General features: G+C 27.4%; 12 protein-coding genes. 7 read left to right on the top strand and 5 right to left on the bottom strand.

Features of this window, described 5'->3' with window-relative positions; genetic code table 11:
• Positions 1-133: 133 nt before the first annotated feature.
• Both AC11VW_RS10310 and AC11VW_RS10305 read right to left on the bottom strand, forming a co-directional pair.
• Positions 134-562 carry a CBS domain-containing protein gene (locus tag AC11VW_RS10310; protein WP_484301330.1) on the bottom strand — a complete coding sequence of 143 codons (429 nt, stop codon included), beginning with the start codon at positions 560-562 and terminating at the stop codon, positions 134-136.
• Positions 563-736: 174 nt separating this feature from the next.
• Positions 737-1,282 carry a DUF2238 domain-containing protein gene (locus AC11VW_RS10305; protein ID WP_484301329.1) on the bottom strand — a complete coding sequence of 182 codons (546 nt, stop codon included), beginning with the start codon at positions 1,280-1,282 and terminating at the stop codon, positions 737-739.
• A gap of 151 nt (positions 1,283-1,433) precedes the next feature.
• Between AC11VW_RS10305 and AC11VW_RS10300 the strand changes: the two genes are divergently transcribed.
• On the top strand, positions 1,434-1,865 hold the full coding sequence (locus tag AC11VW_RS10300) for a hypothetical protein (protein ID WP_484301328.1): 432 nt from the start codon (positions 1,434-1,436) through the stop codon (positions 1,863-1,865).
• A 90-nt stretch (positions 1,866-1,955) separates the two neighbouring features.
• Here AC11VW_RS10300 and AC11VW_RS10295 read toward each other — a convergent pair whose 3' ends face one another.
• Positions 1,956-2,180, bottom strand: a complete 225-nt coding sequence (locus AC11VW_RS10295) for a hypothetical protein (RefSeq protein ID WP_484301327.1) — start codon at positions 2,178-2,180, stop codon at positions 1,956-1,958.
• Complete coding sequence (locus AC11VW_RS10290; RefSeq protein WP_484301331.1) at positions 2,108-2,602, bottom strand: MFS transporter; 495 nt, start codon at positions 2,600-2,602, stop codon at positions 2,108-2,110. The genes AC11VW_RS10295 and AC11VW_RS10290 overlap by 73 nt, the downstream gene beginning before the upstream one ends.
• Positions 2,603-2,636: 34 nt before the next feature.
• Between AC11VW_RS10290 and AC11VW_RS10285 the strand changes: the two genes are divergently transcribed.
• The 5 genes from AC11VW_RS10285 to AC11VW_RS10265 all read left to right on the top strand — a co-directional run bounded on the left by AC11VW_RS10285 (position 2,637) and on the right by AC11VW_RS10265 (position 6,748).
• Positions 2,637-2,777, top strand: a complete 141-nt coding sequence (locus tag AC11VW_RS10285; RefSeq protein ID WP_484301326.1) for a hypothetical protein — start codon at positions 2,637-2,639, stop codon at positions 2,775-2,777.
• 148 nt (positions 2,778-2,925) lie between these two features.
• The gene (locus AC11VW_RS10280; RefSeq protein ID WP_484301325.1) at positions 2,926-3,117 is read left to right on the top strand and encodes a hypothetical protein; all 192 of its coding nucleotides are present in this window, start codon (positions 2,926-2,928) and stop codon (positions 3,115-3,117) included.
• Positions 3,118-3,270: 153 nt separating this feature from the next.
• Positions 3,271-3,438, top strand: coding sequence for a DUF1540 domain-containing protein (locus AC11VW_RS10275; RefSeq protein ID WP_484301324.1), 168 nt, complete (start codon positions 3,271-3,273; stop codon positions 3,436-3,438).
• Positions 3,439-4,066: 628 nt separating this feature from the next.
• Positions 4,067-5,605, top strand: coding sequence for a glutamate/gamma-aminobutyrate family transporter YjeM (gene yjeM, locus AC11VW_RS10270; protein WP_484301323.1), 1,539 nt, complete (start codon positions 4,067-4,069; stop codon positions 5,603-5,605).
• Between the two features lie 243 nt (positions 5,606-5,848).
• A complete protein-coding gene (locus tag AC11VW_RS10265; RefSeq protein WP_484301322.1) occupies positions 5,849-6,748 on the top strand; it encodes an HD domain-containing protein in 900 nt (299 codons plus the stop codon).
• A gap of 78 nt (positions 6,749-6,826) precedes the next feature.
• On the opposite strand, the gene AC11VW_RS10260 is transcribed toward AC11VW_RS10265, so the two are convergent.
• Positions 6,827-7,336 carry a DUF6512 family protein gene (locus AC11VW_RS10260; RefSeq protein ID WP_484301321.1) on the bottom strand — a complete coding sequence of 170 codons (510 nt, stop codon included), beginning with the start codon at positions 7,334-7,336 and terminating at the stop codon, positions 6,827-6,829.
• 290 nt (positions 7,337-7,626) lie between these two features.
• On the opposite strand from AC11VW_RS10260, the gene proC reads away from it, so the two are divergent.
• Positions 7,627-8,433, top strand: a complete 807-nt coding sequence (gene proC / locus AC11VW_RS10255) for a pyrroline-5-carboxylate reductase (protein WP_484301320.1) — start codon at positions 7,627-7,629, stop codon at positions 8,431-8,433.
• Positions 8,434-8,600 lie beyond the last annotated feature (167 nt).

The following is an 8,600-nucleotide window of genomic DNA, read 5'->3' as shown; positions in this document are numbered from 1 at the left end:
TCAGTCTGTTGATGGAAATACCTATATTTGTAGATAGATAATATATATAAAAGAATAGTTTCTATATAATTTAACCTATGGAATGAACAATAAAAAAAGAGTTCATTCTATAGGTTATTTTTGATTTATTTATTTATTTTATCTCATTGCCTGGTTTTGAAATTGAACTTAAAGCTTCGCCTGCTTCATTCACATGTATATTTACATTTGCTAAATCACCTAGTGAAAGCATTCCAACAATCTTGTTATTTTCAACTACTGGTAATCTTCTTATCTGATTTTGAGCCATCAATGTAGCTGCTTCATGAGCATCTGTATCAGGACTTACACTTACAATATTTTTACTCATTATATTTTCTACATTCTGATTAGCATTATTATTGTCAGCAACACTTCTTAAAACTATATCTCTATCTGTTACTACTCCAACAGGAGCTTGATCTTTATCACAAACAGGAACTATTCCAACATCTAAAGATTTCATAATATCTGCTGCGTTTGTTATATTAGAACCTGCTGTTACATATGATACATCTGTTGTCATTATATCTCTTACTTTCAAAATTAAAACCTCCTCTTTTTTCAAATCAATATTAGTCTTTCTTTTTTTAGCAATTTTATTTATAAATTTTCAAAATGATTTTTTTATCAGCTCTTGAAAAATTTTCGTTAATTTATAAAGCTATATATTTAGTACTTGTGAATTTAATAAACATTTTATATCCTTGTAATATATCTATTTCTTATAATAATATATAATCATTATAAAAGCGCCAACTAAAGCATCAATCATATCTTGCATTGTATCTTTTAATCCACCTGGCTGATTATCCATATTAAACAATATATCTAATATATATTCAGATATTTCCAAAACACCAGATATACCTATACTAAAGAAAAAAATAACAATAAAGATTAATATTTTACTCACTATATTTTTTTCTTTTGTAACCTTTAATATATTCCATCCGATTTTAACAGAGATAAATCCTGATACAAAATGTAGAAAATCATCATAATATTTTATTTTGTCATAAAGACCATAACAGGAACCTAGTAAGAATGAAGATAGTATAAATAAATTACCAACTATAAATAAGTTTCTATCTAATATAGCCAAATTCTTTGAATATGCTTTACTTAATATAAATGTTATAACTAAACAAAGTGCACTTAATCCAACTTTGCCATATTCACCTTTAAATGCAAAGAATACTGTAGAAAATATATATACAGTATAAAATAGTATTTTAAATATATTAATTTTTTTATCTTTCATATTTATACCAACCTTTTTTTAATATTTATATGTATTATGTGTAGATTGAATAAAAATATTAAGATTTCAAAAACATATCATTGAATAAGATTGTGTTTAATTACAGGAATTTTACAAATACTAATTTATATTAAAAACTTAGGAGGGCACTATGGGTAAATATAAATTAGATTACTTTGCTAAATATTATTTTTACGAAGAAGATAAATTTTCAGACGCAGTTGAAGATGGTGAATATATACTAAATCAAATAAAAGAAAGTAATAGATTTGATTACAAAGGACATTCTTTTAAATATACTAAATTCAAAAACATATCTATGAGCGATACACAAAGGGATGTAGATATAGAAATAGAAGAAAATAGTATAGATGTAATTATAAATGGAGAAAAAAAGCATTTAGACTTGATATATAAATTTGATACAAAAGAATTAGAAGACCATGTAAGAATAACTACTAGAATAAGTGAAGAGATAGATGATATATCTTGCTTGTTATATATAGATTATGATCAAGCGAAAGACTTTATTGAAGAACTAGAGAATGTAAAAAAAGCGCAAGAAAATAATATGAATAAATAAATTAAATATCTTATTTAATGATACAAAGGATTAAGGTATTAGAAGAAGAAAATAAAAAAGAGAGGGTATCCTCTCTTTTATTATTTGCAGTTATGCAATCTGTTCTTCATTATTATTTTCAATAATGTTGTTGTTTTTCTTTTTATCCTTTAAGAAGAATGATATAATTAAAGAAATTATAGCTAAAACGGTAATAATCATAAATGTAGTATTAATACCTTTCAACATAGCATCCAACATTCCTAATTTATAAAGTTCCATATTTGCTTTAGCAAGAGCTTTATCCGGAGCATTAGAAGTAGTAACATTAGACAAGTTGTCAATATTGCACACCCAAGAGACTCTGTTACTTGTTTAGACATATTAATAACGGCAGATGCATATGGCAACAGTTTATTAGGTAAATCATTCATTCCAGCTGTTTGCAATGGCATTATAACAAGTGCTATTCCAATATATCGAATTGCATACAACACAGTAATAGACATAGTAGATATATCCCTATGCAAGTTTGAAAAAGGAATAGAAGAAACAATCAATAGAATAATACCAGGTATAGCTAATTTTTTTATACCATATTTATCAAATAGACGGCCGGCTATAAACATCATAATCCCCATTATTAATTCACCTGGCAATAGTACTAATCCGCTGGCAAAAGCTGATTTTCTAAGTATGGTTTGAAGGGAAATTGGTATTATAAAACCTGATCCTGCAGATGTAAATTTAGCACCTATTGAATGTAAATATATTAAACGATCTAGATATTTTATGGATTTATTTGAAAATTTACATGAAGAAGTTAAAAATCTATCAGATAAAGAATTACTTAGTTTAATTTCAAATCATATGATTCGTGAAGAAAAATATTATATGTATAGGATAAAAATGCTATATAAACAAGAGTTATAAATAAAAGGAAAAAATATCTCTTTTTTATAGATAACATAAGTAATATAGTATGACAATTATTATTAATATTCTTTAAGTATTTATCTTCATAATTTCTTCACAACTTACGATTATAATTTAATTAAAATAAATGTAGGAGGTAGAAATTATGAAAAAATTATTATCTATAGCTGCGGTTGGAGTGATGCTTTTAGCTTCTTCTAATTCTGCATTTGCAGCAAATGCTGTATCTGAAATGGCTAAGACAGAAGGCGGTAAAAGTGTAGCTCAATGTGCTAAAGAAATGAATAAAGGGGTATCTGAATGTGCAAAATTACCTCAGTGCCAAGATGGAATGTAAATATATATAATATAACTTGAAAAATAGAACGTAGGCAAAGCCTACGTTTTTTTATTTTATTAATTTAATGCTATCCTATAAATTTGTTTATTAGAATAAATTAATCTAAAAAGGCTAATAATATCTTTAGACTAATTTAAAGGAGGTTTTGATATGCATCAAAATATAAATTCTAGTATTGGATGTAATGTACATGAATGTAAATATCATGCTAAAACAGTTGAAAAGTGTAGTCTTGATGAGATTAAAGTAGTTAAGCATGAAGAGGATGCTACAACTAAAGAATGTACAGATTGTGGAAGTTTTGAAAGACAGCATTAGAATTAAAAATTATTTATAAAACTATAATTTTTCATACTAAATAGAGGGAAGGGGCTATCTCAAAATAGAGATGAGCTCCTTTTCTTTGCAAAAACTATGCAAATGTATATGTTTTAATAGAAAAAAGTGCCTCTAATAATTATAAAAATCATTTTGAGACACCCTCTTTATTATTTATAAGAAAATAGACATTAAAAACTTAAAATCTAATATTGCTTTTTAAATTCGTTGCCAAGATATCTCCTATAGAATTTGAAAAATCAACCCGGCTAAGTAGACTTTTTATAGTGTCTACCAAATCGGGTTAAGTTCAAACAGTATCTTGTTTACTGAGTCTACAAAATGGGGTGCTGTTCATCAAATGCCATATCTTGTATTTTTTTGTTAAATAAAGTCAATTAAACATGTAATTAAAAAGAAAATATAGAAAATATAGAAAATATAATCTTATTTAAAAAACATTGTCGAAAAAAGAGGGAGGTGTTATACTTATATTTATCTTTTGGTTAATCTATTGTAATAGTTTAAATAATAGATATGTTGCCTTATACAACTTAATATTTTAAAGTATCATAATTAGTTACAATAAGTTAATTAAAAGAAAATAACTTATATGAGGTGTGCAAAAATGAGTGGAAACACAAACAGTACTAAAAAACTTAATTTAACTGCTTTAATTCTGATGATATTTACATCAGTGTTTGGTTTTGCCAATATGCCAAGATCATTTTATCTAATGGGATATGCTGCAATACCATGGTATATGCTAAGTGCAGTGGTATTCTTTATACCTTATGCATTTATGATGGCCGAATACGGGGCAGCTTTCAAAAAAGAAAGTGGAGGAATGTATTCTTGGATGGAAAAGTCTATAGGACCTAAATACGCATTCATAGGAACATTCATGTGGTATGCTTCTTATGTTGTATGGATGGTAAACGTATCTTCATCTATATGGATACCGCTTTCAAATGCAATATTTGGAGCAGATTTAACATCTACTTGGGGCATGTTTGGATTAAGTTCTACACAAGTTTTAGGTATACTAGGAATGATATGGATAGTATTTGTTACAATTATAGGTAGTAAAGGTGTTGAGAAAATAACAAAAATTACTTCTGTAGGTGGTACATTTGTTGCATTATTAAACATAGTGTTACTTGTAGGAGGAATTGCAGTAGTTATTTTAAATGGTGGTCAATTTGCAGAGCCAATAAGTGATGTAGCAAAAGCATTTACTCATTCTCCGAATCCAGCTTATGCAACATCATCATCTGTATTAGGATTTGTAACATTTGCAATATTTGCATTTGGTGGACTTGAAGTTTTAGGTGGATTAGTTGATCAAACTGAAAATGCTGAAAAAACGTTCCCTAAAGGTCTTGCAATATCAGCAGTAGTTATATCTGTAGGATATACAGTTGGTATATTCGCTTGTGGTATGTTTACTAATTGGAGTGATGTATTATCTTCTGATAATATACATATGGGTAACGTTGCATATGTTCTTATGAACAACTTAGGATATCAATTAGGTCAATCAACTGGAATGACTGAAGCAGTTTCTTTAACTATGGGTGCATGGGCTGCTAGATTTGTTGGATTCTCAATGTTCTTAGCATTTACTGGAGCATTCTTTACATTAACATATTCTCCGCTTAAAACTTTAATCCAAGGTGCTCCAAAAGAATTATGGCCTGGAAAATTAGGAGAAATAGAAAATGGTATGCCAATAAAGGCTATGAAAGTTCAAGCTGGAATGGTTGTAGTTATGATATTATTAATATCATTTGGAGGTAAGAAAGCTAATGAGTTCTTCACAACATTAGTTCTTATGACAAATGTTGCAATGACAATACCATATATATTCTTATCTTCTGCTTTCCCAGCATTTAAGAAAAAGCAATTAGAAGGTAAGATAGAAAAGCCATTTGTAATTTATAAATCATACAAAGTATCTTTATTTGCTTCTGTTATAATAGGTGTTATGGTTGGATTTGCTAATATATTCACTATAATAGAGCCAATGAAATCAGGTAAGCCATTTGATACTATAATGATGATAGCAGGGCCAGTAGTATTTGGATTAATTGCTTTAATATTATATACTGTATATGAAAATAAATATGTAAAAAATTCAAATAAAGATTCAAAAAAAGCTAGCTAATAATTGAATTTTAATTAATGTATAACACATAAAAGTCCCCTTTAATGAAAAGGGGACTTTTTGTTATTAATATCAATTTTTACAAAAGTCAAAAAAACATAGCCTTGAAGTAGTCGATATCTATTTCAGGGCTATACTTATACCTAAAATAAATACTAATGTAGCTTCTAAGAATATAATTTATAAAAACTCAAATAATACAAGTAATAAGTATAGAAATAATAAGGAAATGGGTGTAAATAGATGAGTCATAAAAAAATATTTTTAAAAGATATAAAAGAAAACGACAATTTAAAAACATCACTTATGATAATGAAACGTCTTTATAAAGACGGTGATAAATCTGTATATATGCTTAGTGATAAAAGTGGACAGATAAAAGCTAAATTACCTGCTAAAAGTAAGTTAGCAATAGGACAAGTAATAGAAATAAACTGCAAAAAAGAAACAGTATTAGATGTTTCAAGCTTCAAAATAACAACAAATTCTAATTTAGAAGATTATCTACCAACAGTTAAAAGACCTATTGAAGATATAATGAATGACATAGATGAAATATCAAAAGAATGCATTACATCTCAAGAAGGTATAAGTTTAAATGATTACTTCTTTAAAGACCAAGAATTCTTGAAAAAGTTTAAACAAGCTATAGGTGGAGTTTCTATGCATCACAACTACATAGGTGGACTTTGCGAACATACTCTTAATGTAATGTATTTAACAAAGGTACTTTGTGATAGATACGATTGCAAAAGAAGAGAAACAGCAGTATTAAGTGCAAAACTACATGATATAGGAAAAATGTATGAGCTTGACTATAATGGACCATTTAAATATACTTTACAAGGTGAGTTAGAAGGACATATTGCTATAGGAATTCAATTAATAGATAGAGCTTTAAATAATATTGATAATACTTTCAGTGAAGATTTTATAAGAAGGATTAAAGGGTGTATAATACAACATCATGGAAAAGTTGAATATGGTTCACCAAGAGCTGCTAATATGGAAGAGTCTTTTATATTAAATTATGCCGATACTGTTGATGCAACTATGAATAAAATAACTCAAATTAAGGAAAATAATGAAAGTGGTAGATGGTCTGAGTACGATAGAAGAATAGAAACTAAGCTTTATTTATAAATGAAGTTATAATAGTATGGATAAATAGATAAAAAGCTTACTACAACTAATTGGTTATAGTAGGCTTTTTATCTAGTATTAATAAACACCTTCTTTAAATATTTTATTATCAGGTGGGTTATATGTAAAAAGAAAAAATGCCCCTACAACTAATAATAAAATAATAAGACCAATAACATTAAAAATAACTGGTAACTCAGGAAGTAAAATAATCTTTTGCATAACCTTAAAAGGAACTACTACAGCTATAAGAAATATAGTTAAATCAAAAGGAAGTACAGGAGTCTTTGTAAACTTTATATAAATATAAAATAAAGTAGGAACTATAATAACAGATAAAAGCACACCAATACCTAAAGCAAAAAACATATTATTTATATTTCTATCAAATTCAAAAAAATATGTATAAAGTGTGTATATTATAATTGGAAAAACAGATAACTTTATATGTTCCCACACACTTTCATTTGTAGCGGAAAAATACCCAACAATTTTATTTTTACCAGATATTTGATATGTAAAATGAAGAATAGTTCCTAATATAAGACTAAAAAGAATACCTTTGTTAATATATGTTTGTACATCCATAAAATCCCCCCCCTTTAGTATAAGTATTAACGGGTGTAAAAATATATTACATTAAAATAAAAGAATAAAAAAACATATTTTAAGCCATCTCAAGTCTGATAAGGATTTTTTAATGTTAATATTTAGCAATAATATATAGACAAATTTACACTACTATAGTATTTTAAAATTAGATACAAAGACAAGGAGACAGGCTTTTAATTGCAGGTCATTATGAAATTACTTTTAAAAGAAAATTAAAATACAGTCTTGTGTAATCGCGTACACGAGATATTATAAGGAGAAATAATATGAATAAAACAATAGGATTTATCGGATGTGGAAATATGGCAAAAGCTATGATATGCGGAATAGTAAAATCAAAACTAGTATCACCAGATATGATAAATGCATCAAATTTAAGTCAAAGCGCATTAGATGCTGTAAAAAGTGAATTTAAAGTAAATACAACAACGAATTCGAGGGAAGTAGTAAAAAACTCAGATATAGTAATAGTAGCAGTAAAACCTAATGTATATGATGGAGTATTAGAATCTGTAAAAGACCTTATAGATAATGAAAAGATAATAGTAACAATAGCAGCTGGAAAAACTATAGCTTCAGTAGAAAAAGTCATAGGAGATGATAAAAAGATAATAAGAACTATGCCAAATACGCCTGCGCTTGTAAATGAAGGAATGAGTGCACTTTGTAAAAATCAAAATATAACTGATGAAGAATTAAATATTGTTAAAAATATATTTGATTCATTTGGTAAAAGTGAAGTTGTAGGAGAATATTTAATAGATGCAGTAATCGGAGTTAGTGGTTCTGCGCCTGCATATGTATTTATGTTTATAGAAGCTATGGCAGATGCTGCAGTTGCTGCTGGAATGCCAAGACCTCAAGCTTATAAATTTGCATCACAAGCTGTAATGGGTTCTGCTAAAATGGTACTTGAAAGTGGTAAACACCCTGGAGAACTTAAAGATATGGTATGTTCACCAGGTGGAACTACTATAGAAGCTGTAAAAACATTAGAAGAAAAAGGCTTAAGAAATGCAGTTATAAAAGCTATGGAAGATTGTATAGAAAAATCAAAAGAAATGAGCAAGTAACATAATATACACTCTAATTAAGTAACTACATTTTCACGATAACGTCATAGCCGTCAACCTAAGATATATCAAGAGATATTATTAGCCTGACGGCTTATTTACGTTGAAGTTTAAAAAGAAATGAAAGATTATTTTTTCATAAATCATATTAATTGCATTTTTAAGTA

Source organism: Romboutsia sp., assembly GCF_056995035.1.
This window is presented reverse-complemented; position numbering and strand designations above follow the sequence as displayed.

Excerpts from the sequence above, each read along its gene's own strand:
- AC11VW_RS10305 (WP_484301329.1), bottom strand. The coding sequence starts at position 1,282 with ATGAAAGATAAAAAAATTAATATATTTAAAATACTATTTTATACTGTA.
- AC11VW_RS10300 (WP_484301328.1), top strand. The coding sequence starts at position 1,434 with ATGGGTAAATATAAATTAGATTACTTTGCTAAATATTATTTTTACGAA.
- AC11VW_RS10285 (WP_484301326.1), top strand. The coding sequence starts at position 2,637 with ATGGATTTATTTGAAAATTTACATGAAGAAGTTAAAAATCTATCAGAT.
- AC11VW_RS10280 (WP_484301325.1), top strand. The coding sequence starts at position 2,926 with ATGAAAAAATTATTATCTATAGCTGCGGTTGGAGTGATGCTTTTAGCT.
- AC11VW_RS10275 (WP_484301324.1), top strand. The coding sequence starts at position 3,271 with ATGCATCAAAATATAAATTCTAGTATTGGATGTAATGTACATGAATGT.
- yjeM (WP_484301323.1), top strand. The coding sequence starts at position 4,067 with ATGAGTGGAAACACAAACAGTACTAAAAAACTTAATTTAACTGCTTTA.
- AC11VW_RS10265 (WP_484301322.1), top strand. The coding sequence starts at position 5,849 with ATGAGTCATAAAAAAATATTTTTAAAAGATATAAAAGAAAACGACAAT.
- AC11VW_RS10260 (WP_484301321.1), bottom strand. The coding sequence starts at position 7,336 with ATGGATGTACAAACATATATTAACAAAGGTATTCTTTTTAGTCTTATA.
- proC (WP_484301320.1), top strand. The coding sequence starts at position 7,627 with ATGAATAAAACAATAGGATTTATCGGATGTGGAAATATGGCAAAAGCT.